Below are 26708 nucleotides of genomic sequence, written 5' to 3'. Positions count from 1 at the left end.
GGTGCCTGAGGCGCAGGCCCTGACCGTCCACGCCGCCTGCCTGGTGCTCGGCGAGGCGGGGGTGCTGATTCGCGGCGAATCGGGGACCGGCAAGTCGAGCCTCGCCCTCGGCCTGATCGAGGCGGCCTCCGCTCGCGGCCTGTTCGCGGCTCTGGTGGCCGACGACCGGGTGCGAATCACGCGGGCCCATGGCCGGCTCGTGGCCCGGCCGCACCCGGCGATCGCCGGGCGAATCGAGGTGCGCGGCCTCGGTCTCATCGCCCTTCCGGCGGAGGAGGCCTGCGTGCTGGCCCGCGTCGTCGATCTCGTCGAGGCCGCGCCGCGCTTCCCTGAGGCGGGGGCCGAGCGCGCCGAGATCCTCGGACTCGGCCTGGACCGCCTCTGCCTCGATCGATCCCTGCGCGCCGCCGGGCTGGGGCCCGCCGCCGTGCTCGCGGCCTGCGGCGTGGCTTCGCAGCCGCACAATCCGATCGCGCGCAGCCTCCGCGGAATCGCCCCGTAGCGCAGGGGCACCGGGCATGGCATGATGATGACGTTCGTTTGAGCAAAACGTCGCGACTGCCTTGTGCGCGTCGGGTGCGATGCACAACATGGCGGCTCGGATAACAGGACGTCGGAACACGCGTCGATGATTGGCATGGTGCTTGTCACCCACGGCTTACTCGCGACCGAGTTCAAGGCCGCTTTGGAGCACGTGGTCGGCCCTCAGGAGCAGATCGAGACCATTACGATCGGCCCGGAAGACGACATGGAGCTGCGGCGGCGGGACATCATGTCCGCGGTCGGCCGCGTCAACACCGGTACGGGCGTGGTGGTGCTCACCGACATGTTCGGCGGCACGCCCTCGAACCTCGCCCTGTCCTGTATGAACGGCGGCGCCGTCGAGGTGGTCGCCGGGATCAATCTGCCGATGCTGATCAAGCTCGCCAGCGTCCGCGACGAGGAATCCCTCGGCGACGCGGTGCTTCACGCTCAGGAAGCGGGCCGCAAATACATCAACGTTGCCTCGCGCGTGCTGGCCGGCAAGTAGCCCCGAAGTAGCCTTGCCCGTGAGGTCGCCCCGGCGCATCGACCCCGGGATCCGCAAAAGACTTCCGTCTCAGCCTCGAAACCGCTACGCACGTTCCAGGACGGCCGAGATCCGTCTGCCGAGGCGGGACGAGCCCTGCCCGGCAAGCTAACGAGCGAGACGCCGCCTGCCGATGGACGATCTCTTCGAGACGGACGACGATCCGCCGGTCCCCGAAGGCGGCTTCCTGCGAACCCTGCCGATCATCAACCGACGCGGCCTGCACGCGCGGGCCTCGGCGAAATTCGTTCAGACCGTCGAGCGCTTCGACGCTGCCGTGACCGTGACCCGGGCTGGCGAGACGGTTGGCGGGCGCTCGATCATGGGCCTGCTCACGCTCGGCGCGGCCCAGGGTACCTCGGTCGCCGTCACCGCCGCCGGGACCGATGCCGAGGCCTGCCTCGATGCGATCGAGGCGCTCCTCGCCAACCGGTTCGGCGAGGACGAGTAGGCGTCCCCGCCGGGCGTTTCAGTCGGCCGCGTGGCGCCACGCCACGGCGCGGGGGCCGCTGCCGAGATGCAGGGTGCCCGCCACCACCGTGCCCCCGCTGCGCGCCAGTTCGACGCTGATCTGCCGCCGCCGCGCGAACAGGCGCGAGACCACCCGCACCATCGCGGCCTCCGCCGGATCGGCGATGATCGGCCGCCGCGCCGTGCGCGCGTCGAGGGCGAGGAAGGTCTCGACGGCGTCGCGCACCTGTGCCGGGTCGCGGACATGCTCGACGCGCGGCGGCCGGTAGCCGTCCGGGCGAATGCCGAGCAGGCTGGCCGGCGGGATGCCGCGGCGCCGGATGGCGTGGCCGCCGGCCTGCGCCGGAGGACGGTCCTGGCGCAATAGGGCCGGGTCCCCATCGAGCTCGACCGGGCGGGCGAGCGCGCCGAGGCGGATCCGCACCGCCGCCACGATCGCGCCCGCGCGCTCCGGCTCGATGAGGGGTGCCGGGCCCGGCAGGCCGGGTGGGCGCCAGAGATGGGCGCGATCCCGGGCGAGCAGAGGCCTCGCGATCCGCAGGGGCAGCATGCCGTGCAGGGTGTTCGGGCCGCTGGCCGGCCGGTGCCAGACCAGGGCGAAGGCGATCTGCTGCCCGGCGGATTGATGCTGCGCCGCCGTGAGCAGAAAGTCGGGATCCTGGAACGGGTCGCCGCTCCCGGTCCGGGTCATCAGGGCTCGCCAGGCCGCGACCGCCTCACCGTCGACGGCCAGCGCGCCCCGCAGGTCGACGGCGAGCGGTGCCCTCGGTGCCTCGGCGGCCGGGTTCAGGGAGGGCGGCTCCGAGAGTCCACCCTGGATCAGTGTGAAGCGTCGCGCCATCGCCCCGTCCAAACTCTGCTCGCCCTGTCCGGTTCGTGTCCCGTTCCGGGACAGTCGGGCGTCCGAGCGCGCTCCGCAGGGCCAGCGTTTCAAGGACGATGCCGAGGGTCAGTCCTGCCGCACGAGGCGCTCCGCCCCTTGGCCGTGCAGGCTGCGGCTGATCCGCTGGAACGGTCGCTCGATGCCCCGGAACATGAGGAGCGCCGCCATGGCGGTCAGCGGCAGCCCGATGGCGGCGTTGACGAGGAGCGCGGAAGGCAGCGGCATCGCGCCGAAGGTGCGGGCGACGCCGGCTGCCGTGACGTGCAGGATCTGGAGATGGACCAGATAGGCCGAGTAGGACACCAAACCGATCTGCACCAGGATCGGCGCGGTGCAGGCCGCGCGGAACGAGCCGCGCCCGCTGGCGAGCGAGGCGAACATCAGGGCGATCAGCAGCATGCGCAGTGCGGTCTCGCTGCCTTGGCCGTCCACGAAGGGCTGGAGCAGCACGAAGGCGGCCAGCGCCGGCCAGCCGAGGGCGGCGGTGACGGGGGAGCGTGGCAGCCATCCCGATCCGCGCACCGCGTGGGCGAGGATGCCGAGCAGGAACAGCGGTGCGTACGGCAGGATCGACTGGTGCAGGTTGTCGATGCCCGAGGCCAGAGCCGCGAGCGCCAGCATCCCGCTCGCCCCGAGGGCGAATGCCGTGGTCGCCCCAAGTCCGAACCGGGTGCCGGCCCGCCAAACCGCGAGGCAGAAGAGCGGCGCCAGCAGGTAGAACTGCATCTCCACCTCCAGCGTCCAGCCCGGCGGGAACAGGCGCGGGAAGGTGCCGTAGAGGAGCCCATGCAGGTAGGTGAGGCTCGCCGCCAAACTCTCCCCGAGGGCATGCGGCCGGTTCGCGAACAGGTTGAGCCGGGGCGGCTCCAGACCGGCCGCGGCGACCAGCAGAAACGTCACCAGCAGCACGATGCAGTAGGGCGGCGCGATCCGCACCACCCGGCGTGCCAGGAAGCGTAGCGGGACGTGACCTCCGCCCCAGGGCCGCTCCGCGGCGAGCGCACGGGCGATCAGGTAGCCGCTGATCGCGAAGAAGAGGTAGACCCCCGCCGCCGGGGCGGCGAAGGCCTCCAGCACCATTGACCGGCCCTCGGGCGTGGCCTGCGGGTTGAAGCGGTCGACCCGCTGCACGAAATGGCCGGAGACCACGATTAGCAGAGCGAAGGCGCGCAGGCCGGAGAGTTCCGGCTCGGCGGGTAGGCGGCTGGATAGGGCAGGGCTGGTCACGGCAGGCTCCGGGCGAGCAATATCTCTCGGCCAGCCCGCGAAGCGACTTGAATCCCGGCGGCCCTACGCCGAACGCAACATGGCGCCCGCGTATTCGCGAAGCATGGATCGGGCCAATTCTGTGTGAATAGAGTTTTCGAACTTCAGGGATTGTATTTAATCATATGCCGTCGAATATTTTCTGGCAAAGTGCGATATGTATTCCCGGGAATTCAGTCATCGCGTGGGCATCTCGGCCGAAGTCGCTCGCGCACGGCTGCGTATCATCCTGGCGCCAGGATTCGCGGCCCCGAGCCGTGTCGGCCCCGCACCAGACTGGTGGGCCCGTCTACGGGACTGCGCCTTAACCTCCCGGGATCGCGAGCGGGTTGTCGGTGAGCGCTGCCGCGTCGGGCGCGTCGGGACGGGGCCGCCCGAGGAAGGCGTCCCACAGGCGGGCTACGAAGGACGGGTCGAGGTCGCGCACGATCAAGACGAGGCGCGAGGTCCGGTCCGCATCCGGCCAAGCGGGCAGGGTGACGGGGGCGTGAACCACGTGCTGGACGCCGTGTACCACCACTGGCCGGTCGGGATCCTCGGCAAGTGCCACGAGGCCCTTGAGACGCAGCAGCTTCGGCCCGTGATTGGCGCGCAGGAGATCGAGGAACATCTCGAAGGTCGCCCGCGGCACCGGCCGCTCGCTCGCCAGCGCGAAGGCGCGGATCGCCGCGTCGTGCCGGTTCGGGTCGTGGCCCGGCGCGGGCTCGTCCTCGTTCACGGCGCCGAGCCAGGTGCGCACATCCGCCGCCTTGCCATCGAGGCCGAACAGGCCGCCGAGCAGCGTGTCGGCCGGCGCCTCCGGCGGCTCGATCGCGGCGGCTGGGTTCAGGCCGGCGAGGCGGGCGCGCAGGGGCGCCGTATCCCCAGCGAGGTCTTGCTTGGCGAGGACGATCCGGTCTGCGACCGCGACTTGCCGCACGGCTTCCGCATGCGCGTCGAGGGTTAGGGCGCCGTTCACCGCATCGACGACGGTCACCACCGCCTGCAGGCGATAGCGCAGCACGAGATAGGGATGGTAGATCAGCGCGTGCAGGATCGGCGCCGGATCGGCGAGGCCGGTGGTCTCGATCACCACGCGGCGGAAGGGCGCGATGCGGCCGTTGTCGCGCTTGCGCAGCAGGTCTTCCAGGGTCGCGATCAGGTCGCCGCGCACGGTGCAGCACAGGCAGCCGGCGCCGAGCAGGACCATGTCCTCGTCCACGCGCTCGATCAGCAGGTGGTCGAGGCCGATCTCGCCGAACTCGTTGACGATCACCACCGTGTCGGCGAGCGCCGGGTCGGCGAGCAGGCGGTTCAGCAGCGTGGTCTTGCCGGCGCCGAGGAAGCCGGTGAGCACGGTGAGCGGGATCGGCTCCGGGCGGGCGGAAGGGGAAGCGGACGCGTCGGCCATGGCGCTGGCCTAGCGCGCCCCCGCGCCCGGCTCAACCGGCCGGATCGGTTCAGGGCCGGTCGAGGAAGTCGAGCAGCGCCCGGTTGAAGCGCTCGGTGCGGGTGATGCTGTGGGCGTGGCCGCCCTCGGCGGTCAGGTCGAGCCGGCCATGCGGCAGGGCGCGGGCGAGGCGCTCCGAGACGGTGGCCGGCACGAGCACGTCGTCGCGCGCGGCCATCACCAGGGTCTCGTGCGGGATCGCCCCGATCCAGCCCGACGCGTCGAAGGCCTCGGCCGCCGCGATCCGGGCGAGCACGGTCCCGGCGCCGGGGAAATGGGCCAGCGCGTGCGCCTCGTCGGCGGCGAGCCGGTCGCCGTTCTGCGAGATCCAGGGCGCGGGGTAGAGGAAGATCGCCTGCGCGCGGATGAAGGCCTCGGCACCGACCGCGGTGAGGAGGGCCTTGCGCGCGGAAAAGCAGCGGCGGGTCGCCGGGTCCATGGCGTCCCAGGCATTCACGAGGACGAGGCGCCCGACGCGCTCCGGATGGTCGTGGGCGAGCTGCAGGCCGATCAGGCCGCCGATGGCGTGGCCCACGATATCGGCCTGCGCGATGCCGTGCGCGTCGAGCACTGCGAGCGCGTCGCGAGCCATGGCGGCGATGTCGTGGCCGGGCTCCAGGACGCCTCCGGAACGGCCGGTGCCGCGATGGTCGTAGAGAAGGGTGCGGAAGCGCGGCTCCAGCACCGGCAGCTGCGGCGCGAAATAGCCGGCGGAGCCTCCGAGGCCCGGCGAGAGCAGGACGGCGCGGGCGCCGGTCCCCCGGACCTCGTGGAAGAGGCCCATCAGACGCTGCTGCCGATGTTCAGCGCGCCGACCGGCTTGCCCACATGCGCCACCGAGGCGATCTCGACGAGGGCGTCGGGCTTCACGAGGCCGCACTGGATGCAGTAGCGCGCCGGCTTGTCGCCCGGGAAATATTCCGCATAGACGCCATTGATGGCGCCGTAATCGGCCCAATCCTTGAGGAAGACGTGGTTGAAGGTCACGTCGTCCATCGTGCCGCCTGCGGCCTCGACGACGCCCTTGATGGTCTCGAGCACGTGCCGGGTCTGCGCGGCGGCGTCGCCCGCATGCACGACATTCGCCTCGGCATCGAGAGGCAGCGTGCCGGAGACGTAGAGGATGCCGTCGGCCAGCGTGCCGGGCACGTAGGGCGCCAGCGGCTTGCCGGTGCCGGGCGGGATCACGACGGATTTGGGCATGGGTCTCAGGACTCGCGGTGAGGGATGGGGTTCAGCGGGGCGCGAGCGCGGCCTCGAAGGCGGCCACGTCCGAGACCCAGCCGAAGAAGGTCTCGATGTTGAGGAGCGCGCCCTCCTGCAGGCTCGGCGGGCCGGCCTGATGGGTGGCGTCGGCGAGGACGATCCCGAAATATTCGAGGAAGAAGCCGTCGCGCAGGGTCGATTCCACGCAGACATTGGTGGCGATGCCGGTGAAGACGAGGGTGCGGATGCCCCGCGCCCGCAGCGTGGAATCGAGCGGCGTGTTGTAGAAGCCGGAATAGCGCGGCTTGCCCATCACGATGTCGCCGGGCGCCGGCTTCAGCGCGTCGACGAGGGCGTAGTCCCAGGTGCCGCGGGCGAGCAGGCGCTCGTTCCTCTCCGGCTGGCGGCGCATGGTCTTGAGGGCGTTCGACTTGTACCAGTTCGGCGAGCCGGGCCCGCCCGCCTCCACATAATCCGGGTCCCAGCCGTTCTGGAACCACAGCACGGTGATCCCGGCCGCCCGCGCCGCCGCGACCGCGCGGCCGATCTGCGCGATCACCGGGCCGGTCCGCGAGACGTCGAAGCCGGCGCGGTCGAGATAGCCGCCCGCCGTCGCGTAGGCGTTCTGCATGTCCACCACGATCAGCGCCGTGGCCGCGGGATCGAAGGCGATCGGCTCGGGCCGCGCCGGCAGCGTCACGGCGCCGTGGCGCCCCTGCGCGTCGCGGTGGCCGGCGGGCCCGTCCGTTGCGAGAGCCGTCATCACGCCACCTGTGCGACCGGGGCCGCGACGTGGCGGCGCGTTTCCATCAGCGGCTGGATGCGGGTGCCGAAATCCTCCACCCCCGTGACGAAGTCGTCGAAGGTGAGCAGCACGCCGCCGGTGCCGGGCACGGTCATCACCGCGTCGAGCATCGCGGCGACGCTGGCGAAGGAGCCGACCAGCGTGCCCATATTGATGTTCACCGCCGAGGTCGGGTCGGCCATCTGGCGCACGTTGGTGTCGCTGCCGGACCGGGTGTCGGCCGCGCTCTGCAGCCCCAGCCAGGCGATCGCGGCCTCATCGGCGCCGGCCTTGTAGTGCTCCCACTTGGCGTGGGCCGCCGCGTCGGTCTCGTCGGCGATGATCATGAACAGCACGTAGGAGGAGACCTCGCGACCCGTCTTCGCCTTGGCCTCGGCGAGACGCGCCACGGTCGGCGCGAAGGCGGTCGGCGTGTTCACGCCCTTGCCGAAGCAGAAATTGTAGTCGGCATAGCGCGCGGTGAAGTCCATGCCGGCCCCGCTCTGGCCGGCGCAGATCAGCTTCATCGGCGCCTGCGGCCGCGGGCTCAGGCGGCAATCGTCCATCTGGAAGAATTCGCCCTTCAGGTCGGAGCGGCCGGTCTCCCAGAGCTCGCGCAGGATCTGCGCATATTCGGACAGGTACTCGTAGCGGCGGGCGAAATAGGCCTCGCCCGGCCAGAGGCCCATCTGGGAATATTCCGGCTTCTGCCAGCCGGTGATCAGGTTGAGTCCGAAGCGCCCGTCCGAGATCGAATCGATGGTCGAGGCCATGCGCGCGGCGATGGCGGGCGGGATGCAGAGCGTGGGCGCCGTGGCGTAGAGCTTGATCCGGCTCGTCACCGCCGCGAGGCCCGCCATCAGGGTGAACGATTCGAGATTGTGGTCCCAGAACTCGGTCTTGCCGCCGAAGCCGCGCAGCTTGATCATCGACAGGACGAAGTCGAGCCCGTACGCCTCGGCCTTGAGGGTGATCGCCTTGTTGAGCGCGAAGCTCGGCTTATATTGCGGCGCGTTCTCCGAGATGAGCCAGCCGTTGTTGCCGATCGGAATGAACACCCCGACATTCATCGGTTCGGTCATCGCCACCTCGCTCACGCCGGCAGGCCCTTCGGGCCGCCGGACACGAGGGTAGCCATCGGCGCCCGGCGGTCAAACCTGGCGCAGGACTTGACGGCCCGTCTGCACAAAAGGTCCGCGCATTGCCGTGAGGTCGGGCGGGACTTGCATAGCGCAGGAGCAGTCCCGGTGCGGCCACTGCGGGATCGGAAGCGGCTTTCCCGACTGCCGCGTCCCATCCACGACCTCACGGCCGGATCGCCGCCTGGCGAGCGGACGAGCCCGCGCGACCGGGCTCTCAGCCGCGCGGCAGGCGCAGGGACTGCATCAGGCGCGGCAGCAGGCGCGGGCGCGCGTCGCGGCCCTCGGGATCCTCGCCCATGCCGAGATCGCTCACGTCGAAGGAATCCCGGCCGTCCGCCCCGTCCCGCGGCCCGGTCTCCGCCCCGTCCTCGCCCTCGTCGTCCCCTTGGGTGGCGCGTGTGAGCACGTCGACGACGAGGTCCGGCACGGGCTGGTCGTAGTCCTGCAGCAGCAGCGCCGCCTTGCCGAGCGCGGTCAGCTTGGTCATCGACGTCTCGCCGATCATGCTCTCGCGCAGAACCTGATCCGCCAGGACGTCCGCGAGCCTGGACACCTCAGAGAGACGCTCGCCGTCCACCTCACCCTCCATCATCGTCGTCACGCACCCCGAAGCATGGATATCCCGGCGCTCAAAGTCGGCCCGAGATCAACATTTGTTACGATTAAGACTGGACTCGTTATTGCTCAACGGGCCGAGAATACGCGCCGGAAAACGGAGTTTCAATCCTGTCAATCACTTGGGGCCTGGCTTCCGCACAGGCGCCTGTTCGGTGCGGGTGCTTAACCCTCCGTTGACCCTGATCCGCGAGGGTGCCGGCCCGGATCAGCCAAGGAGTGAGCATGTCCGACACGACCGACACCGTGGGCGTCGCAGGCGACCGCATCCGCTCCATCATCGAGCGCATCGAGCGCCTCGACGAGGAGATCAAGGACCTGATGGAGACCAAGAAGGAGATCTTCGCCGAGGCGAAGGGCGAGGGTCTCGACGTGAAGGTGCTCAAGGAGATCCTGAAGCTGCGCAAGCAGGACAAGGACGAGCGCGACGAGCAGGAGACGCTGCTCGACCTCTATCTCCGCGCCATGGACGCGCCGAGCCCCGCGCCGGTCGCCCATCCGGTCGCGCAGGCCGCCTGAGCAAGCCGCCTGACCGAGGCGCCTGAGTCAGGCGTCTGAGCGAAAATCCGGGGACAGCTCCGCGGAAGGCGGAGCCGGATGCGGGCTCGCGGGTTCTCGAAGCAGACCCCTTTCGGGGCGTCCGCCGCAGGCGAGCGGCGGACGCCCCGTGCGAGCGTGATCCCAAGATCCCCCATGGCCAAGCGCAGAGCGAGTGCGGACCGGACCCCCGAGACGGAGGCGCCGCTGGTGCCGACCGGCGCCCTGGCGGTGGCCTTGCTGGGGCTCGCCGAACGGAGCCGCCCCCTCGTCCACATCGCCCGCGACGAGCACCGGCTGGAGGCCATCGCCGCGATCCTGCGGGCCCTCGATCCCGCCCTGACCGTCGCCGTCTTCCCGGCCTGGGACTGCCTGCCCTTCGATCGTGCCTCGCCCTCGCGCGGCGTCATGGGCGCACGGGCCGGCGTGCTGCGCTGGCTGACCGACCGGGACAATCTGCCCGGCATCCTGCTCACCACGGCGCCGGCCCTGATCCAGCGCGTGCCGCCGCCGGAGACCTGGGCCGACGCCCGCGTCGAGATCCGCGTCGGCGACCGGATCGAGGCCGAGGCCATGAGCGCGGCGCTCACCCGCCTCGGCTACATCCTCGACGACCGGGTAGACGAGCCCGGCGAATTCGCGATCCGCGGGCGCACCCTCGACGTCTTTCCCGCCGCCGCGCCGCTGCCCTGCCGGGTCGAGCACGAGGGGGGACGGGTCGCCAGCATCCGCGCCTACGATCCGGTCTCGCAGCGCTCGCGCGACGAGACCGACCATCTGGTGATCGATCCCGCCACCGAGATCATCCTCGCGCCGGGCTCCGAGGAGCGCCTGCGGCCCTTCACCGGCCAGGAGCACCGGCTCGCGCGGTTCTACCCGACCCTGACGGCTCTGCTCGACTGCATCCCGGATGGCCGCCTCGTCGTCGAGGCCGGCGTCGAGGCTCGCGCCCAGGCCTTCTTCGAGCAGATCGCCGACGGGCGCGAGAGCGGCGGCGCCCCGCACGAGCCGGACGGGCTCTATCTCGACCCGAAGGCGTGGGCGAAGGCCGTGAAGGCCCGCCGCCTCGCCGCGGCGACGGAGGCGGACGGGGCGGATCTCGTGCTGCCGGCCTTCGTCCGTCAGAGCCGACCGAACGCGGCGTTCGGCAAGGTGCTGCGCGAGCGCCTGAAGGCCGGCGAGCGCGTGGTTCTGGCCGGTCCCGAGCGCGCCCTGCGCCGCCTTGCCCGGCAGGCCGAGCGCGCCGCCGAGCGCCGGGTTCGGCCGATCGGCCGGTGGGCGGAGGCCGAGGGCGCCAAGCCTGGCGAGATCGTCGCCCTCGCCGCACCGATCGAGGCGGGCTTCCGGGTGCCGGAGCAGGGCCTCGCCGTCTTCGCCGCGGCCGACCTCTACGGGCAGCACGCGGGCGCCGCCGAGGCGCGGGGGCCGGCCCTGCCCCTCGGCGAGGTGGAGTTGCGCACCGGCGACGTGGCCGTCGACCGCGACAACGGCCTGTGCGTCTTCGAGGGTCTGGAGCCGGTCGGCTCGGGACCGGGCTCGGAGGCCGGGGAGGCGCTGCGCCTGCGCTTTGCCAACGACGACGTCCTGATGCTGCCCGTCGCCCAGGCCGACCGGGTCTGGCGCTACGGCTCGGATCCGGAGGCGGTCGGCCTCGACCGTCTCGCGAGCGCCTCCTGGACGCGGCGCCACAGCGAGGCGGAGGCGATGATCGCCCGCACCGCCCGCGCCATGGTGGCGCTCGCCGAGAGCCGTGCCGGGGCGAGCGCGCCGGCGATCACGGCGTCCGACCGCGACATGGAGCGCTTCGCCGCCGGCTTCGGTTTCACCCTGACGCCGGACCAGGCCGCCGCGACCGAGGCGGTCCTCGCCGATCTCGGCTCGGGCCGGCCGATGGACCGGCTGGTCTGCGGCGATGTCGGCTTCGGCAAGACCGAGGTGGCGTTGCGCGCCATCGCCGCCGCCCTGTTCGCGGGCCGGCAGGTGGCGCTGGTGGCACCGACCACGGTGCTCGTGCGCCAGCACGTCCAGACCCTGGAGCGGCGTCTCGCCCGGTTCGGCTTCGCGGTGGGCCAGCTCTCGCGCCTCGTCGGGCCGGCGGAGGCCAAGCGCGTGAAGGCCGGGCTCGCCGACGGCTCGATCCGCGTCGTGGTCGGCACGCATGCGCTCGCCGGCAAGGGCGTGCGCTTCGCCGATCTCGGGCTGACCGTGATCGACGAGGAGCAGCGCTTCGGTGCCAAGATCAAGGACGAGGTCCGCGCGCTCGCGGGCGGTGGCCACGTGCTGACGCTGACCGCGACGCCGATCCCGCGCACCCTGCAATCGGCGCTGGTGGGCCTGCGCGCGCTCAGCGTCATCGCCACGCCGCCGGCCGTGCGCCAGCCGATCCGCACGGTGATCGCCCCCTTCGAGACGGAGACCGTGCGCGCGGCCCTGATGCGCGAGCACCGCCGCGGCGGCCAGAGCTTCGTGGTCTGCCCGCGCATCGAGGATCTGGAGCCGATGGCCGCGCGCCTCGGCAAGGCGGTGCCGGAACTCTCGGTCACCCTGGCCCACGGCGCGATGACGCCCGCCGCCATGGACGAGGCGATGATCCGCTTCGCGGACGGGGCGGGCGACGTGCTGCTGGCCACCAGCATCATCGAGAGCGGGCTCGACGTGCCGCGGGCCAACACCATGCTGGTCTGGAACGCCGAGCGCTTCGGCCTCGCCCAGCTCCACCAGCTGCGCGGGCGCGTCGGCCGCGGCCAGCGGCGGGGCGTCGCCTACCTGCTCAACGATCCCGACCGGCCCCTGTCGCCCGGGGCCGAGAAGCGCCTGCGCACCCTGGAGGCCCTCGACCGGCTCGGGGCGGGCTTCACCATCTCGGCGCGCGACCTCGACCATCGCGGCGCGGGCGACCTCGTCGGCGATGCCCAGGCCGGCCATGTCAAGCTGATCGGGCTCGGCCTCTACCAGCACATCCTGCAGCTGGCGCTGCGTGCCGCCAAGGGCGAGCCGGCCGAGGATTGGCGGCCCGAGATCCGTCTCGGCCTCGCCGGTTCGATTCCCGTGGACTACATGCCCGAGCCCGAGGTGCGGCTCGGCCTCTACACCCGCCTGCTGCGGCTGACGGGCACGGCCGAGATCGACGCCCTCTGCGCCGAGACGGACGACCGCTTCGGACGCATGCCGGAGGCCGTCGAGACCCTGGTGACCCTGGCCCGCCTCCGCGTGCAGTGCCAAGCGCTCGGCATCGCCCGGCTCAGCGGCGGCCCGCAGGGCGTGGCCGCGGATTTCCATCCGGGCCGCCGCCCGCGCCGGCTCGCCCTCGGCGACGGGCTGACGCTGCGCGACGACCGGGTGATCCTGAAGCGCGAGGCCGCCGACGCCGCCGCCCGCGGGCAGCTCGCCGCCGACCTCCTCGACCGCATCGCCGAGGCCTGCGAGGTGGCGGGATAGGGGCGGGCGCTGGCCCTCAGGCCGCCCCGCTCGCCGGCAGGCGGCCCTCGATCGGGTAGGCCGGGTCGTTGTAGCCCGGCGTCGAGGGGTGGCCGATCGCGACGAGGCCGTCCACCAGCGCCTCGTCCTCGGGCGTGAAGCGGTAGGCGAGCGCGCCGAGATAGTCCTGCCACTGCGCCTCCGTGCGGGGCCCCGCGATCACCGCGGTGATCAGGCGGTTGTTCAGCACCCAGGCGCTCGCGAACTGCCCGGCGGTGATGCCGCGCGCCTCCGCATGGGCTTTCAACGTCCGCGCGATGCGCAGGGATTCCGGCCGCCACTCGGTCTGCATCATGCGGGCATCCTGCCGCCCCGCGCGGGTATCGGCGGGCGGGGGGGCGTCGGGATCGTACTTGGCGGTGAGCACGCCGCGGGCGAGGGGCGAGTAGGGCACCACGCCGAGGCCGAAATGGGCGCAGGCCGGCAGGTGCTCGGTCTCGGGCATGCGGTTGAGGGCGTTGTAATAGGGCTGGCTCACCACCGGCCGGTCGATGCCGAGGGCGTCGCAGATCCGGCAGATCTCGGCGACGCGCCAGGCCCGGTGGTTCGAGACGCCGAAATGCCGGATCTTGCCCTGGCGCACGAGGTCGCCCATGGCGCGCACCGTCTCCTCGAGCGGCGTGCCGTGATCCTCCTTGTGCAGGTAGTAGATGTCGATCGCCTCGGTGCCGAGGCGGCGCAGGCTGGCCTCGGCCGCGCGCATCACGTGCACGCGCGACAGGCCGCGGTCGTTCGGGCCGGGCCCCATGGGGTTGGCGACCTTGGTGGCCAGCACCCAGGCGTCGCGGTCTGCGGCGATCGCGCGGCCGGTGACCTCCTCCGAGCGGCCCTCGTTGTAGACGTCGGCCGTGTCGATGAAATTGATGCCGGCCTCGCGGGCGCTGGCGATGATGCGGGCGCTCGTCGGCTCGTCGGTGGCGCCTCCGAACATCATCGTGCCGAGGCAGATCGGCGAGACCTTCAGGCCGGAGCGGCCGAGGGAACGGTACTGCATGGGATGTCTGCTGCCCGGTTCTGTCGCGGCGCCCGTGCCGGGCGCGACCGCGACAGGTGTGCGTCCGCGATGCCCCGGCCCGCAAGCCCGGATCGTGCAATTCTGGCGTGTACGACGCCCGGGTCGGCGGCGCTACCAGGCCTGGGACAGGATCGCCAGCCGCTCGATCGCCGAATCGTAGCGGCGCGTCGGCGGGTCGATCCGCAGATGGATCCCGTGGTCGCTGACGGCGACGACCTGCGCCCGAACCGGGCCGATCATCGCTGCCGCGATCTCCAGCGCCGTGTCGCGCACCACCGAGAGCCCGCTCGCCGGGGCGAGCAGCATGCCGCCTGCGCTCACGTCCAGAACCTCGGTCCGGTAGACGCGCTCCGCTGCCACGACCTGGGCCGACAGCGTGACGAGATAGCGGGGGGCCCTGCGCCGCTCGGCGGAGACGGACATCCGGACCTCGTCCACGGCTGACGGGCTTTCCTCAGGAGCGGTCGGGCCGGGGCGGAGTCCCGCCGATCCCGCGGCGATGCAAGACCCGAGCATCTTCAACAACTTTAAGTGGTAAATCGCCGTATTGGGCGAGGGAAATCGGCGTCTGGACATTCATTGCATTCAGTTTTAGGCGTCACGCAAGATAAAATTCGATCCATCGCTGGTTCAGCTTCGCGCGATTAGGGGTCGGGTGATGCTTCGCCTGCCTCTCCCCCCGCGATCGCGGACAGGATCCATCCTCTCTGCCGTCCGAGCCCGGTCCGGTGCGCCGGAGCGGCTCCGCGACCGCCCGCCCATCCCGTAGAGCGCCCGATGCTCCCGTCCGCCATGACCGGTGCGCCCGAATCCGACGATCTCGCCGCCGTGCTCGACGCGGTGGCCGGGCTGGTGCTGCGCATCGACCGCGCAGGATTGACGACCTTCGCGTCGGCGGGCGCCCATGATCTGCTGGGTCGTGCGCCGGCCGATCTCGTCGGGCGCCCCTTCCTGTCCCTGCTCCGTCCCGGCGACGGGGAGGCTATCGCCCAATCCCTGGCGCGCGGCGCCGCCGGCCCGCTGCCCCTGAACCTCCTCGACGCCCGCGGCGCCCTCGTCACGGCCGAGGCCTCCTTCCGCCCGCTCCCGGAGGGCGGCCGGGTCGCGACGATCCGCCCGGTGCCGGAGGGCGATGCCACGCTCGCCGGCCTGCGCCGGGGCGCAGAGCCCGGCGCCGGGCTCGTCGGCGCGGGCGACCGGACGCTCGCCGACACGCTGCCGCAACTCGTCTGGATGGAGGGCGCCGAGACCGGGGAGACCCTCTACGCCAACCGCGCCTTCGAGGCCTATTGCGGTCCGATCGGCGCCACGCGCGCGGCTCGGACCGGCCGCTTCCACCCGGAGGACGGCCCGCGGATCGCGGCGGCCTGCCTCGCCGCGCGGGAGCAGGCGCGGCCGTGCGAGGTCCAGGCCCGCATCCGCGGCCAGGCCTGCGGCTATCGCTGGCACCAGCTCGTGTTCCGGCCCTTGCGCCGGGACGGGCGCTGGCTCGGCTGGCTGGGCTCGGCCCTCGACATCGACGAGATCGTGACCGCCCGCAAGGCGCTGGAGCAGACCGGGGACCTGCTGCGCCTCGCCCAGGAGGCGGCCGCCGCCGGCCTGTTCGACGTCACGCTCGGCACGCGCCACATCATCCTCTCGCCGGAGAGCGCGCGCCGCCACGGACTGCCGGGGGACCGGCCGGCGGTGATCGGGCTCGCGGACTGGATGCGGCGCATCCTGCCCGCCGACCGGGCGCCGGTGCTGCGCGCGGTGCGCGAGGCCGTCTCGGCGCGCCGGACCTTCGACGTGGCCTTCCGCGTGCCGACCGGCGCGGGTCCCCCGCGCTGGATCCAGGCGATCGGCCGGCCCACGCGCGATGCGGACGACGCGGTGGCCCGCGTCACCGGCCTCACCTTCGATATCACCGCCCGCAAGGACACCGAGCAGGCGCTGGTGGAGGCCAAGGCCGCCGCCGAGGCCGCCAAGGCCGCCGCCGAGGCCGCCCGCGCCCAGGCCGAGCAGGCCAACGCCGCCAAGACCGATTTCCTCTCGGCCATGAGCCACGAGATCCGCACGCCGCTCAACGCCGTGATCGGCTTCGCCAGCCTGCTCGCCGGGTCGGGCCGGCTCGATCCCGACCTGCGCCGCTACGCCGACCTCGCCCAGGTGGCCGGCGAGAGCCTGCGCACCGTGGTCGACGACATCCTCGACTTCGCCGCCGTCGAGGCCGGGACGGTCAATCTGTGCCCGGAGCCCGTCGCGGTGCGAGACCTGGCGGCCACCTGCCTCGGCATCGTCGGTGCCGCCGCCGCCGAGAAGGGGCTTGAGACCGTCCTCGAGGTCGACCCGGCGATCCCCGAGATTCTGGTCGCCGATCCGGGCCGCCTGCGGCAGGTCCTGCTCAACCTGCTCAACAATGCCGTGAAGTTCACGCCGCGCGGCACCGTCCGCCTCCATCTCGGCCACGCGGGGCGCTCGCCGCAAGGCGAGCGGATCCGCATCGCGGTGAGCGATACCGGCATCGGCATCGCGCCGGCGCAGCAGGCGCGGCTGTTCGAGCGCTTCGCCCAGGCGGACAGCTCGATCCGCCGCGATTTCGGCGGCACGGGGCTGGGCCTCGCGATCAGCCGCCGGCTGGTGGAACGGATGGGCGGCACGATCGATCTCGTCTCCGAGGCCGGCCGCGGCGCGACCTTCACGGTCAGCCTGACCCTTCCCGCACCGCCGGGTGGGCAAGGGGCGCGGCCGCGGCCGGTCCCGCGGAGTTCGGTCCCGGCCCCGGAGCCGGCATCGTCCGGGCGGATCCTCGTGGTCGAGGACGCTGCGATCAACCGCGAGCTTGCCGCCACCGTGCTGCGCGCCGCCGGCCACGCGGTCGAGGTCGCCGAGGACGGCTTCGGCGCCGTGCGCGCCGCCGAGACCCTGGACCTCGATCTCGTCCTGATGGACATCCAGATGCCGGGCCTCGACGGCATGATGGCCACGCGCCTGATCCGCAGCCTGCCGGGCCGGGCGGCCACGGTGCCGGTGATCGCCATGACAGCCAACGTGCTGCCGGACCAGATCGGCGCCTTCGCGGCGGCCGGCATGGACGACCATTTCGCCAAGCCCTTCCGGCCGACCGAACTGCGCGCGCGCGTCGACCGCTGGCTTGCCCTGCCGCGGCGGGAGCCTGCCGCGGTGCCGGCCTCGACGCTCGATCGTCGGCGCTACGCGGAGAGCGCGGCCCGCCTGCCGCCCGACACCCTGAGGCGGCTGCTGCGGCACTTCCAGGCCGAGGCGGAGGCCGCCTTCGCGGAGGGGGAGGCCGCGCCGGTCCTGCGGGCGCAGGCGCACATGCTGGCGACCGCGGCGGGCCAGATCGGCTTCACCGCCCTCGGCAAGGCCTGCCTGGCCCTGGAGGCGTCCGGCGAGACCGTGTTCGTCGACGCGCTCGGTGCCGTCCGGCGCCTTGCCCGCGCTGCTGCGGCGGAGACCGGCGGCCTGATCCGCGAGACCGACGCGGCCTCCGACCCTGGCCGGCTGTCCTGAGCCAGCGTCCGGAGCGATGGATCGCGGTCCGGTACGCCGGCTGGGGACAGGACCCAACGCATGACGCCGCGCCCGGTCCTGTCGGGACCGGGCGCGGCGTCACGAAACCCGGACGGGTCCGCCGCGGCGGACCCGTCCGGGGCCGGCCTTACTTGTTCAGGCCGACGCTGCCGGAGACGCCACCGACCACGCCGCCCACGGCACCGAGCAGGCCGCCCACGAGGCCGCCTACGAGGCCACCGACCTGATCGACCAAACCCGACACGGCTCCGAGTTCCTGGCTGGCATCGAGGTGCACGCCGACCCCCACGCCGAGATCGAGGCCACCGCCGACCTGATCGAGCTCGGCAGCATCGAGCTCGCGGATCGTATCGAAGTTCTGCGACATAAATGTTCTCCTAGATTGCATGACTGTAGAACAGGTTATCCTGCTCTGCAGATGAAGCGCTCTAAGCAACGCTTCTGCATTCAAGGGACCACAGCACGGCACCCGCATCAAGATCTTCGAATTGTGCATGGCAATACGGCGATCGATTGGGTGCATACGCCGCGGACGGCATGGAACCGCTCAGGACGAGAGGCAAAACCTTCGGAGAGCGGCCCTTTTCCGGATCCGATGCCATCGCCGGAACCCACAATGTGGCGGCAGCGTGGCGGAGGGCTCCGCCGAACGGTGCCGCGCAAGCGGCCGTCCCCACGAGACAAATCCGGATGCCTGCGGTCGGATGACGCAGTCCGGATGAAAGCCTGCCGTGGGTGGGCCCGCGATCGCCCGGCCAGCCGGCTAAGACTTCGGCCTAAGCCTTTGAGATGATACGGATATAGGACTTTAAGCCTCGCGCCGTCCGCGCCGTGTCGCCCGCATCCGGCCGCGTCTGGAATTGTGCGGCGCAACATGGCGGATCGTGGCCACGATGCGGCGGAATCCGCTGGATCCGTCGGCGGATTCCGCGCCGCGGCGAGGCGCGGAACAGTCCCGGGCGCCGTTGACCCTTGATCTTCCCCCGCCCGAGCGGCCAGAAGGCCCCGATGACGTCGCCGCTCTTTCGCCGCGAGGTCGCCGAGGCGCGCCGGGACGCGTGGCTCGGCGAAGCGCAAATCGTTCAGCCCCTGCCCATCCGCCTGACCGCCTGCGTCTGCGCGGCCCTGGTGATGGCCGTCCTGCTCTTCGCGGTGCTCGGCAGCTACACCCGGCGCATCCACGCGCAGGGCTTGCTGACTCCGAATGTCGGGCTGATCACCCTGACGAGCCCGGTCGCCGGCCGCATCGGCAGCGCGGGCGTGCGCGAGGGTGCCCGCGTCGAGCGCGGCCAGCTCCTCTACACGGTCGACCTCGATGCCATCTCGGCGAGCGGCCCGACCCAGACCCGGATCATCGAGGAGCTGGGACGCCAGCGCGACAGCGTCGCCCGCCAGCGTTCCTTGCGCGCCGCCACCGCCGAGACCGAGAAGCGTGCGCTCGCCGAGCAGATCGACAATCTCGACGCGCAGGCGCGCCAGCTCACGGAGCAGATCGACCTGCAGGAGAAGCTGGTCCAGCCCCTGCGCGAGCGGGTGGACGTGCTCGCGAAGGCCGTCACCAACGGGCTCGCCCGCGCCGCCGACCTGCAGAGCCAGAACTACCTCTACATGCAGGCGAGCACGCAACTCGCCCAGTTCCGGCAGACCAGCCTCCAGCTCGCCGGCCGCATCGGCGACCTCAAATCGCAGCTCGCCACCTTCGACGACCGCCTCGCCCGCGACCTCGCCGACCTCGACCGCAGCGCCGCGCAGCTCGAGCAGCAACGCGCCGAGAGCGAGGCCCGCCGGGCCATCGAGGTGCGCGCGCCGGAATCCGGCATCCTCACCTCGATCCGCGCCCAGGCCGGCCAGGGCGTGGCGGCGGGCGCGACGCTCCTCACCCTGCTGCCGAGCGAGGGCCGGCTCCAGGCCAACCTCTACGTGGATTCCGCCTCGATCGGCTTCATCGAGGCCGGAGCCGCGGTGATGCTGCGCTACGCCGCCTTCCCCTTCCAGCGCTTCGGCCTCTACCGCGGAATCGTCACGGAGGTGACGCGCGCGCCCCTCGAAGGGGACGACGTGCCCGTGGCGAAGGACGGCGCGCGGGGCCGCCCCGGCGGCATCTACCGCGTCATCGTGCGGCCCGACGCGGACGGCGTGATGGCCTATGGCGAGCGGCGGCGGCTGGAGGCCGGCATGCGCGTCGAGGCCGATATCGCCCTGGAGACGCGTCCGCTCTACCGCTGGCTCCTCGACCCGCTCTACCGCGTCAAGCGCAGCGTCGATCTGGTCACCGAGGGCGGTTGAGCGTGGCCTTTCGCGACACCCTCCAGTTCGGCTTCGGCCGGCGCCTGCCGGTCGTGCTCCAGGCCGAGGCCGCGGAATGCGGCATGGCCTGCCTCGCCATGGTGCTCGGCTATCACGGGCGCCACGTCGATCTCGGCGCGCTGCGCCGCCGCCACGCCCTGTCGCTCAAGGGCATGACGCTACGCAACCTCATCGACCTCGCCGGCACGATGGGGCTCGCGACGCGAGCCCTGCGGATCGAGCTGACGGACCTCGCGCGGCTCAAGACCCCGTGCATCCTGCACTGGGGCCTCAACCATTTCGTGGTGCTCGCCGCGGTGCGGGCCAAGGGGATCGTGGTGCACGACCCGGCCCGCGGCCGGCGCACCCTGAGCTTCGCCGAGGCCTCGCGCGACTTCACCGGCGTGGCGCTGGAGGTCACGCCCACGACGACCTTCGTGCGCGAGGCCCCCGCGCGGGGCTTCCGCCTGCGCGACCTGTTCCGCAACGTCGGCGGCCTGCGCCGGGCGCTCGGGCAGATCCTCGTCCTGTCGCTCGGGATCGAGCTCGTCGCCATCCTGATGCCGATCGCCTCGCAGATCGTCATCGACGAGGTCATCGTGAACGCCGACCTCGACCTGCTCCTGGTGGTCGCGGTCGGCGTCGTGCTGATGCTGCTGATGCAACTGGCGCTCGCGGTCGCCCGCACCTGGGCGATCATGCTCGCCGGCTCGACCCTGAACTACCAATGGTCGGGCGGCCTGTTCGACCATCTCTCGCGCCTGCCGCTCGACTATTTCGAGAAGCGGCATGTGGGCGACGTGATCTCGCGCTTCGGCTCGCTCGCGACCATCCAGAAGGGGCTCACCACCGACCTCGTCCAGGCGGTGCTCGACGGCATCATGGCGGTCGGCATGCTGATCATGCTCGCCGTCTACGGCGGCTGGCTCGCCCTCGTCGTCGTCGCCTCCACCGTGCTGACGGGTGTCCTGCGGGTCGTCGCCTTCAACGCCTATCGCGAGGGCAGCGAGGAGGCGATCGTGGCCGAGGCGCGCCAGCAGACGCACTTCATCGAGACGGTGCGCGGCATGGCGAGCGTGAAGCTGCTGGGGCTCCGCGAGCGCCGCCGCGGCGCCTGGATGAACCAGTTCGTCACCGCGCTCAACGCGCGGCTGCGCCTGCAGCGGCTCGACCTCATCTTCGGGCGGGCCAACGAGCTGATGTTCGGGGCCGACCGGCTGATCCTGCTGGTGCTCGGCGCCCGCGCGGTGATCGACCAGTCGATGACGCTCGGCATGCTGGTGGCCTTCCTGAGCTACCGCGACCAGTTCTCCGGCCGGATCGGCAACCTGCTCGATGCCGGGTTCAAGCTGCGCATGCTCGGCGTGCAGACCGACCGGCTCTCGGACATCGTGCTGACCGAGCCCGAGGAGCGGCCGGACGCGGCCCGGCCCGAGATCGCCACCCCCGCGATCATCCGGCCCGGCGCCAAGCGCGGCGCGCTCGCCGCGAGCGGGCTGGCGCTCCGCTACGGCGCCGACGAGCCCTGGATCTTCCGCGGCCTGTCCTTCTCGGTGGAGGCGGGATCGAGCCTCGCCATCACCGGCCCGTCGGGCTGCGGCAAGACCACCATGATGAAGATCATGATGGGCCTGATCCCGGCGAGCGAGGGGCGGGTGCTGGTCGACGGGCAGGACATCCGCGCCATCGGCCCCGATGCCTATCGCGGCCGGATCGCGGGCGTGATGCAGAGCGACGGCCTGTTCGCGGGCTCGATCGCCGAGAACATCTCCTGCTTCGATGAGCGGCCCGATCCCGCCTGGATCGAGGAATGCGCGGCGCGCGCCGCGATCCTCGCCGACATCCGCCGCACGCCGATGGGCTTCGAGACGCTGGTCGGCGACATGGGCTCGACCCTCTCCGGCGGGCAGAAGCAGCGCGTCATCCTGGCCCGCGCCCTCTACCGGCGGCCCGAGATCCTGTTCCTCGACGAGGCGACGAGCCATCTCGACGAGCCGACCGAGGCCGCCATCGCCGCCTCCCTGCGCGACTTCGCCATGACGCGGATCATCGTGGCCCACCGTCCGGCCACCATCGCCCATGCCGATCAGGTGCTCGCCTTCGAGCAGCCCGACGCCGCGAGCCCCCTCAAGGCGCTCGCAGGCTGAAGGTCCGGGTTTCCAAAGGGATCATCCCTTTGGCGGGATATCGGGGCGGAGCCCTGATCTTCGATGACCAGGGCTTTGCCCTGGACCCACGAGAGGGGTTACCCCTCTCGACACCCGGATCAGGCGGCCGTGCGCCAGGCCGGGAAGGGATCGGGCAGGCCGCGATAGGGGGCCGGGTCGAAGGGCGCCGCATCCGTGCCCGTCTCCACGAGGCAGGCGTCGAGCGCCGCGGTGATCGCCGCTTGGTCCATGTCGCGGCCGATGAAGACGAGCTCCTGGCGCCGGTCGCCCCAGACCTCGCTCCAGACCCCGTCCAGCCGCGTGCGGAACTCGTCCTCCTCCGGCCAGCGCCGGCGCGGCACCGCCGCCCACCAGAAGCCCATCGCCGAGACCCGCGCCACCGCGCCGGCGATCGAGACGTCGCCGACCCAGTCCGGCCGGGTCGCCAGCCAGAAATGCCCCTTGGCCCGGATCAGCCCCGGCCAGGTCCGGTTGATGAAGGCGTCGAAACGCTCCGGCGCGAAGGGACGCCGCGCCCGGTAGACGAAGGAGCTGATCCCGTATTCCTCGGTCTCCGGCACGTGGTCCTGCGCGCCGTAGAGTTCCTTGAACCAGAGCGGGTGGGTCTGCGCCGTCTCCTCCGAGAACAGGCCGGTGTCGAGCACGTCGGACAGGGCCACGCGGCCGTGGCCGGCCTCCACGATGCGCGCGTCGCCGTTCAGCCCGCGCACCACGGAGCGCACCAGGGAGAGGCGCTCCGGGGTCACGTCAGACGCCTTGTTGATCACCACCACGTCGGCGAACTCGATCTGCTCCACGAGCAGGTCGGCCAGCGTCCGGGTGTCCTCCGCCCCGGCCGTCTCGCCGCGCTGGTGCAGGAACTCGGCCGAGGCGTAATCCTTCAAGAGGTTCACAGCGTCGACCACGGTGACCATGGTGTCGAGGCGCGCCACGTCGGAGAGGGCCCGGCCGTCGGCGTCGCGGAACGAGAAGGTCGCCGCGACCGGCAGCGGCTCGGCGATGCCGGTGCCCTCGATCAGCAGATAGTCGAAGCGGCCGTCCTCGGCGAGGCGGCGCACCTCGGAGAGCAGGTCGTCGCGCAACGTGCAGCAGATGCAGCCATTGGTCATCTCCACCAGCCGCTCGTCGGTGCGCGAGAGATCCGCGCCGCCCGCGCGCACCAGGGCGGCGTCGATATTCACCTCGCTCATGTCGTTGACGATCACCGCGACGCGCCGGCCCTCGCGGTTGTTCAGGACGTGGTTGAGCAGCGTGGTCTTCCCGGCGCCGAGGAAGCCGGAGAGCACGGTGACGGGAAGGCGAGGATCGGGCTGGGTCATGGCCTATGATCAGATGTTATAATGTTACAAATCAAAGCCTGACCGCAGCCCGCCTGTCAATCCGCACGTGCCGTGTTGCAATAACGTTACGCTGGGACGCCTAAGCGCTGTAGGCCGAAGCGAGGCTGTTGCGCCGCATCGTCCGGATCGGCGATGTTACAGTGTAACATTCCCGAGCTGGTTCATGCGTCCGACCCTTCCCTTCCGCTCCGGTGCCGCCCTGGCGGTGCTGGCGAGCCCGTTTCTCGTCCCCGGCATGGCCGCCGCGCAGGGTGCGCAGGTCACGCTGGAGGAGATCAGCGTCACCAGCCCGAGCCCGGTCCAGCCCGCGCGCGTGCCGGGTCCCGGCTCCGCCGCCGCGCCGACCGGCGTGGCCGCGCCGAGCCTCGGCCTGCTCCCCGTCGTCACCGACACCTTCTCCCCGGTCACCGTGGTGACGCGGGACCAGATCGCCCGCGACCAGCCGCGGACGCTCGGCGACGCCCTGCTCGACCGGCCGGGTATCGCGGCCTCGACCTACGCGCCGGGTGCCGCCTCGCGGCCGATCATCCGCGGCCTCGACAATGCCCGGGTGCGCATCCAGGAGAACGGCATCGTCAATGGCGGCGTGTCGGATCTCGGCGAGGATCACGCGGTGCCGGTGAACCCGCTGGTCGCCGACCGGCTGGAGGTGATCCGCGGCCCCGCCACCCTGCGCTACGGCTCGGGCGCCATCGGCGGCGTGGTCTCGGCCGAGAACAACCGGGTGCCGACTTACATCCCGGCCAAGGGCTATTCGGGCCAGGTCACCACGGGCTATTCCAGCGTCGACAACGGCCGGCTCGGTGCCGCGACGGTGGATGCGGGTCGGGACGGCATCGCCGTCCACGCCGACGGCTTCAAGACGGCGACCGACAGCTACGCCATTCCGGGCGGCATCCAGCGCAACTCCTACACCGAGTCGCAGGGCGGCTCGGTCGGCCTCTCGGCGATCGGCGACCGCGGCTTCATCGGCGCGGCCTTCACCCATTATGACGCCCTCTACGCCATCCCGGGCGGTGAGGCGGAGCAGGCCCGCACGCGTCTGACCCCGAACCAGGACCGGTTCCTGTCGCGCGGCGAGTACCGGCCCCTCGACGGGCCGATCGAGGTGATCCGCTACTGGGCGGGCTACTCGGTCTACCGCCACGACGAGATCGGCATCGGCGAGGACGGGTTCGAGGGGCGGCAGGCCACCTTCAAGAACCGCGAGGGCGAGATCCGCGTCGAGGCGCAGCACGTCCCCGTCTTCACGAGCTTCGGCAAGCTCACCGGCGCGCTCGGCGTCCAGGCCGACCGCCGGGTGATCAACACGCAGCTCGAAGGCTTCCTGCCGAAGACCGATTCGCGGGCCGGTGCCGTCTACCTGTTCGAGGAGCTGGAGGTGGTGCCGGGCACCCGCCTGCAGGCGGCGGGCCGCATCGAGGGCGACCGCCTGCGCAGCACCGCCGTGCGCTTCCCCGGCGACTACCTGCCGGTCGAGGGCGAGGACCCGTTGCGCTACGCGCTGACCCGCCGCTTCGCCCCGAAGAGCGCGAGCTTCGGCGTGCTGCAGGACCTGCCCTACGGCTTCGTCGCGAGCCTCAACGGCTCCTATGTGGAGCGGGCGCCGACCGGCTACGAGCTGTTCTCGCAGGGGCCGCACGATGCCACCGCCACCTTCGAGATCGGCGACCCGACCCTCAAGCTGGAGCGCGCCCGCACGGTCGAGGCCAGCATCCGCCACGGCGTGGGCCCGCTGCGCTTCGAGGCGACCGGCTTCTACACGCGCTACACGGGCTTCATCTATAAGCGCCTGACCGGAAACCTCTGCGACGACGATTTCGCGAGCTGCGGCACCGGCGACGAGCTGCGCCAGATCGTCTACTCGCAGCAGAACGCGACCTTCTACGGTGCCGAGCTGATCGGCCAGTACGACGCGCTGCCGGTGGGCAACGGCTTCCTCGGCGTCGAGGGCCAGTTCGACTTCGTCCGCGCCAAGTTCGACGACGGCACCAACGTGCCGCGCATCCCGCCCTACCGGGTCGGCGGCGGCGTCTACCTGCGCGCCGACGGCTGGTTCGCCCGGGTGAACCTGCTGCACGCCTTCGCCCACACCCAGATCGCGCCCTTCGAGACCACCACGGCCGGCTACGACGACCTGCGGGCGGAGCTGAGTTACACCAAGGCTCTCGATCCGGCCGTCTATGGCGCCAGCGAGGTCACCCTCGGCCTCCAGGGCCGCAACCTGCTCGATGCCGATATCCGCAACTCCGCCTCGTTCAAGAAGGACGAGATCCTGCTGCCGGGGCGCAATGTCCGGCTGTTCCTGACGGCCCGCTTCTGAGGTCCGCGAGGCCCGGGCCGTCCTCTTGAGTTACGGTGTGGCCCGGGTCTGATTTCGCCGTGAAAAAGACAAAATCGGCCGTGCGTTTCTAGTGATAAAGCACTATATGTACGGGAAGTGTTGGCTGTGATATAAATATCCCCGCGCCTTCTGTTGGCATGAAGTCAGCGTAAGCCAATGAAGAGGGGATGCGATGCGTAAATATGTTCTTTTCGCGGCAGCTCTCTCCTGTGTTGCCTCGATCCAGACGGCGGAAGCGCGCCGTCACGACCGCGCCGGGGCGCATTGCCGCCTGGGGAAGATCTACAGGCCATCCCTCGGGATCTGTGAATCGCGCGGGGCCTTTCGGAGCGCCATGCGCGACCTCGCCCCGGCCGCCGGCCCGACCCGCCGCGAGCTTCGGCGCATGGCGCGCCAGGAGCGGCGTCAGCATCGTCGGGCGATGCGGGAGGCGGCACGCCAGGAGGCTCGGGACCGTGCCGCCCGGCTGCTGCCGACGCGACCCTATCCGCAGAGGGACGAGGCGGAGGCCGTGGCCGAGGGACCCGCGACCACGTCCGCCCTGCCGTCGCCGGGCGCCGAGGCTCTCGCCTGCTCCGCGACGCCCGCGGCCGGGTTCTCGGCGATCCCCTGGACGCCCAGCGGGCCGTTCTCCCTGAACCCGCTGCCGCGCTACGCCCGGGCCGATCTCGACTGGCGGCGCTGAGGGCGCCCGAGGTGCCCGTGTCGGCGGGCCTCGGAGGCTCCCTCTCCCGGCTCCTTCCGGCACCACCGTCTCCCGCAGAGGCGAGAAAGCAGGGCCGGCCTTGCGGGATGCCCGCTCACCCGTGGCAGGTCTCACCCGTGGCAGGTGCAGCCCGCGTGCTCGCAGCCGGCATGGTCCGGATGCCCGCTCGCGCATTCGTCGCAGCAGAAGGCCTTGCCGTCCCGCTCGACCGCCTTGGCGACCGGGATCACGCAGACGCAGTCCGGACAGGCGCATTTCACCATCTCGACGTCGACGCTCGCCATCATTCCTCTCCTTAAGACGGTTTTCCCGAGGTCAGTCTCCCACGCTTTGCGCCGCCGCGCCATGGCCCGCGACAACACAGGTCTGATCCGCGGCGGCCCTCGCGCGTTCAATCTCGGTGGCCCCGCCTCCTGACCGCGGCGCCGGCGTGGAG

Annotated in this window: 23 protein-coding genes; 10 read left to right on the top strand and 13 right to left on the bottom strand. The window is 71.6% G+C overall.

The genetic code is table 11. The features are described 5' to 3' along the window. The first annotated feature begins 1 nt into the window (after position 1). The 3 genes from MET9862_RS05660 to MET9862_RS05650 all read left to right on the top strand — a co-directional run bounded on the left by MET9862_RS05660 (position 2) and on the right by MET9862_RS05650 (position 1520). A complete protein-coding gene (locus MET9862_RS05660; protein ID WP_244612589.1) occupies positions 2-502 on the top strand; it encodes an HPr kinase/phosphorylase in 501 nt (166 codons plus the stop codon). A 126-nt stretch (positions 503-628) separates the two neighbouring features. Further along, complete coding sequence (locus MET9862_RS05655; protein ID WP_142582130.1) at positions 629-1030, top strand: PTS sugar transporter subunit IIA; 402 nt, start codon at positions 629-631, stop codon at positions 1028-1030. Between the two features lie 172 nt (positions 1031-1202). Further along, complete coding sequence (locus MET9862_RS05650) at positions 1203-1520, top strand: HPr family phosphocarrier protein (protein ID WP_142582129.1); 318 nt, start codon at positions 1203-1205, stop codon at positions 1518-1520. 18 nt (positions 1521-1538) lie between these two features. On the opposite strand, the gene MET9862_RS05645 is transcribed toward MET9862_RS05650, so the two are convergent. From MET9862_RS05645 to MET9862_RS05610, 8 genes are all read right to left on the bottom strand, one after another. Then, on the bottom strand, positions 1539-2381 hold the full coding sequence (locus MET9862_RS05645; protein WP_142582128.1) for a GNAT family N-acetyltransferase: 843 nt from the start codon (positions 2379-2381) through the stop codon (positions 1539-1541). A gap of 108 nt (positions 2382-2489) precedes the next feature. After that, the gene (locus tag MET9862_RS05640) at positions 2490-3650 is read right to left on the bottom strand and encodes an acyltransferase family protein (RefSeq protein WP_185156758.1); all 1161 of its coding nucleotides are present in this window, start codon (positions 3648-3650) and stop codon (positions 2490-2492) included. A 343-nt stretch (positions 3651-3993) separates the two neighbouring features. After that, on the bottom strand, positions 3994-5079 hold the full coding sequence (locus MET9862_RS05635; RefSeq protein WP_142582126.1) for a CobW family GTP-binding protein: 1086 nt from the start codon (positions 5077-5079) through the stop codon (positions 3994-3996). Between the two features lie 49 nt (positions 5080-5128). Then, positions 5129-5902: a pyrimidine utilization protein D gene (rutD, locus tag MET9862_RS05630; protein ID WP_142582125.1), complete on the bottom strand. Its 774-nt coding sequence runs from the start codon at positions 5900-5902 to the stop codon at positions 5129-5131. Further along, complete coding sequence (gene rutC, locus MET9862_RS05625) at positions 5902-6321, bottom strand: pyrimidine utilization protein C (RefSeq protein ID WP_142582124.1); 420 nt, start codon at positions 6319-6321, stop codon at positions 5902-5904. The genes rutD and rutC overlap by 1 nt, the downstream gene beginning before the upstream one ends. Positions 6322-6352: 31 nt before the next feature. Continuing rightward, positions 6353-7087 (bottom strand): pyrimidine utilization protein B, encoded by a 735-nt coding sequence (gene rutB / locus MET9862_RS05620; protein WP_142582123.1) that lies wholly within the window; start codon positions 7085-7087, stop codon positions 6353-6355. Beyond that, positions 7087-8178, bottom strand: coding sequence for a pyrimidine utilization protein A (gene rutA, locus MET9862_RS05615; RefSeq protein WP_142582183.1), 1092 nt, complete (start codon positions 8176-8178; stop codon positions 7087-7089). The genes rutB and rutA overlap by 1 nt, the downstream gene beginning before the upstream one ends. A 286-nt stretch (positions 8179-8464) precedes the next feature. Beyond that, positions 8465-8803, bottom strand: a complete 339-nt coding sequence (locus tag MET9862_RS05610) for a hypothetical protein (RefSeq protein WP_142582122.1) — start codon at positions 8801-8803, stop codon at positions 8465-8467. Positions 8804-9090: 287 nt separating this feature from the next. Here MET9862_RS05610 and MET9862_RS05605 point away from each other — a divergent pair, with 287 nt between their 5' ends. Further along, positions 9091-9384, top strand: a complete 294-nt coding sequence (locus tag MET9862_RS05605; protein WP_142582121.1) for a DUF2312 domain-containing protein — start codon at positions 9091-9093, stop codon at positions 9382-9384. 174 nt (positions 9385-9558) lie between these two features. Next, on the top strand, positions 9559-12840 hold the full coding sequence (locus MET9862_RS05600; RefSeq protein ID WP_142582120.1) for a DEAD/DEAH box helicase: 3282 nt from the start codon (positions 9559-9561) through the stop codon (positions 12838-12840). 16 nt (positions 12841-12856) lie between these two features. On the opposite strand, the gene MET9862_RS05595 is transcribed toward MET9862_RS05600, so the two are convergent. Continuing rightward, positions 12857-13873, bottom strand: coding sequence for an aldo/keto reductase (locus tag MET9862_RS05595; RefSeq protein WP_142582119.1), 1017 nt, complete (start codon positions 13871-13873; stop codon positions 12857-12859). A gap of 132 nt (positions 13874-14005) precedes the next feature. After that, positions 14006-14317: a PilZ domain-containing protein gene (locus MET9862_RS05590; protein ID WP_185156757.1), complete on the bottom strand. Its 312-nt coding sequence runs from the start codon at positions 14315-14317 to the stop codon at positions 14006-14008. Positions 14318-14671: 354 nt separating this feature from the next. Here MET9862_RS05590 and MET9862_RS05585 point away from each other — a divergent pair, with 354 nt between their 5' ends. Continuing rightward, on the top strand, positions 14672-17407 hold the full coding sequence (locus tag MET9862_RS05585) for an ATP-binding protein (protein WP_142582117.1): 2736 nt from the start codon (positions 14672-14674) through the stop codon (positions 17405-17407). A gap of 148 nt (positions 17408-17555) precedes the next feature. Here MET9862_RS05585 and MET9862_RS05580 read toward each other — a convergent pair whose 3' ends face one another. Then, entirely contained in the window at positions 17556-17795 is a 240-nt protein-coding gene (locus tag MET9862_RS05580) for a hypothetical protein (RefSeq protein ID WP_142582116.1), read from the bottom strand. Between the two features lie 641 nt (positions 17796-18436). On the opposite strand from MET9862_RS05580, the gene MET9862_RS05575 reads away from it, so the two are divergent. Both MET9862_RS05575 and MET9862_RS05570 read left to right on the top strand, forming a co-directional pair. Then, on the top strand, positions 18437-19714 hold the full coding sequence (locus MET9862_RS05575) for a beta-barrel domain-containing protein (protein WP_142582115.1): 1278 nt from the start codon (positions 18437-18439) through the stop codon (positions 19712-19714). Between the two features lie 2 nt (positions 19715-19716). Further along, positions 19717-21861, top strand: coding sequence for a peptidase domain-containing ABC transporter (locus tag MET9862_RS05570; protein ID WP_210248090.1), 2145 nt, complete (start codon positions 19717-19719; stop codon positions 21859-21861). Positions 21862-21980: 119 nt separating this feature from the next. Here the strand turns inward: MET9862_RS05570 and zigA are convergent, their stop codons facing one another. Next, complete coding sequence (gene zigA / locus MET9862_RS05565) at positions 21981-23201, bottom strand: zinc metallochaperone GTPase ZigA (RefSeq protein WP_142582113.1); 1221 nt, start codon at positions 23199-23201, stop codon at positions 21981-21983. Positions 23202-23457: 256 nt separating this feature from the next. Here zigA and MET9862_RS05560 point away from each other — a divergent pair, with 256 nt between their 5' ends. Beyond that, complete coding sequence (locus MET9862_RS05560) at positions 23458-25545, top strand: TonB-dependent receptor (RefSeq protein WP_244612591.1); 2088 nt, start codon at positions 23458-23460, stop codon at positions 25543-25545. A gap of 355 nt (positions 25546-25900) precedes the next feature. Next, the gene (locus tag MET9862_RS05555) at positions 25901-26251 is read left to right on the top strand and encodes a hypothetical protein (protein WP_142582111.1); all 351 of its coding nucleotides are present in this window, start codon (positions 25901-25903) and stop codon (positions 26249-26251) included. Between the two features lie 131 nt (positions 26252-26382). Here the strand turns inward: MET9862_RS05555 and MET9862_RS05550 are convergent, their stop codons facing one another. Further along, positions 26383-26556 carry a metallothionein gene (locus MET9862_RS05550; RefSeq protein ID WP_142582110.1) on the bottom strand — a complete coding sequence of 58 codons (174 nt, stop codon included), beginning with the start codon at positions 26554-26556 and terminating at the stop codon, positions 26383-26385. Positions 26557-26708 lie beyond the last annotated feature (152 nt).

Source organism: Methylobacterium symbioticum (genome assembly GCF_902141845.1).
GTDB lineage: Bacteria > Pseudomonadota > Alphaproteobacteria > Rhizobiales > Beijerinckiaceae > Methylobacterium > Methylobacterium symbioticum.
Note: the sequence above shows the minus strand (reverse complement) of the source record. Positions and strands in the feature narration are given on the sequence as shown.

What these genes read in the sequence shown, in the direction of transcription:
- MET9862_RS05655 (WP_142582130.1), top strand. Translation starts at nt 629, where the DNA reads ATGATTGGCATGGTGCTTGTCACCCACGGCTTACTCGCGACCGAGTTC.
- MET9862_RS05650 (WP_142582129.1), top strand. Translation starts at nt 1,203, where the DNA reads ATGGACGATCTCTTCGAGACGGACGACGATCCGCCGGTCCCCGAAGGC.
- MET9862_RS05645 (WP_142582128.1), bottom strand. Translation starts at nt 2,381, where the DNA reads ATGGCGCGACGCTTCACACTGATCCAGGGTGGACTCTCGGAGCCGCCC.
- MET9862_RS05635 (WP_142582126.1), bottom strand. Translation starts at nt 5,079, where the DNA reads ATGGCCGACGCGTCCGCTTCCCCTTCCGCCCGCCCGGAGCCGATCCCG.
- rutD (WP_142582125.1), bottom strand. Translation starts at nt 5,902, where the DNA reads ATGGGCCTCTTCCACGAGGTCCGGGGGACCGGCGCCCGCGCCGTCCTG.
- rutC (WP_142582124.1), bottom strand. Translation starts at nt 6,321, where the DNA reads ATGCCCAAATCCGTCGTGATCCCGCCCGGCACCGGCAAGCCGCTGGCG.
- rutB (WP_142582123.1), bottom strand. Translation starts at nt 7,087, where the DNA reads ATGACGGCTCTCGCAACGGACGGGCCCGCCGGCCACCGCGACGCGCAG.
- rutA (WP_142582183.1), bottom strand. Translation starts at nt 8,178, where the DNA reads ATGAATGTCGGGGTGTTCATTCCGATCGGCAACAACGGCTGGCTCATC.
- MET9862_RS05605 (WP_142582121.1), top strand. Translation starts at nt 9,091, where the DNA reads ATGTCCGACACGACCGACACCGTGGGCGTCGCAGGCGACCGCATCCGC.
- MET9862_RS05600 (WP_142582120.1), top strand. Translation starts at nt 9,559, where the DNA reads ATGGCCAAGCGCAGAGCGAGTGCGGACCGGACCCCCGAGACGGAGGCG.
- MET9862_RS05595 (WP_142582119.1), bottom strand. Translation starts at nt 13,873, where the DNA reads ATGCAGTACCGTTCCCTCGGCCGCTCCGGCCTGAAGGTCTCGCCGATC.
- MET9862_RS05590 (WP_185156757.1), bottom strand. Translation starts at nt 14,317, where the DNA reads ATGTCCGTCTCCGCCGAGCGGCGCAGGGCCCCCCGCTATCTCGTCACG.
- MET9862_RS05585 (WP_142582117.1), top strand. Translation starts at nt 14,672, where the DNA reads ATGCTCCCGTCCGCCATGACCGGTGCGCCCGAATCCGACGATCTCGCC.
- MET9862_RS05580 (WP_142582116.1), bottom strand. Translation starts at nt 17,795, where the DNA reads ATGTCGCAGAACTTCGATACGATCCGCGAGCTCGATGCTGCCGAGCTC.
- MET9862_RS05575 (WP_142582115.1), top strand. Translation starts at nt 18,437, where the DNA reads ATGACGTCGCCGCTCTTTCGCCGCGAGGTCGCCGAGGCGCGCCGGGAC.
- zigA (WP_142582113.1), bottom strand. Translation starts at nt 23,201, where the DNA reads ATGACCCAGCCCGATCCTCGCCTTCCCGTCACCGTGCTCTCCGGCTTC.
- MET9862_RS05560 (WP_244612591.1), top strand. Translation starts at nt 23,458, where the DNA reads ATGGCCGCCGCGCAGGGTGCGCAGGTCACGCTGGAGGAGATCAGCGTC.
- MET9862_RS05555 (WP_142582111.1), top strand. Translation starts at nt 25,901, where the DNA reads ATGCGCGACCTCGCCCCGGCCGCCGGCCCGACCCGCCGCGAGCTTCGG.
- MET9862_RS05550 (WP_142582110.1), bottom strand. Translation starts at nt 26,556, where the DNA reads ATGGCGAGCGTCGACGTCGAGATGGTGAAATGCGCCTGTCCGGACTGC.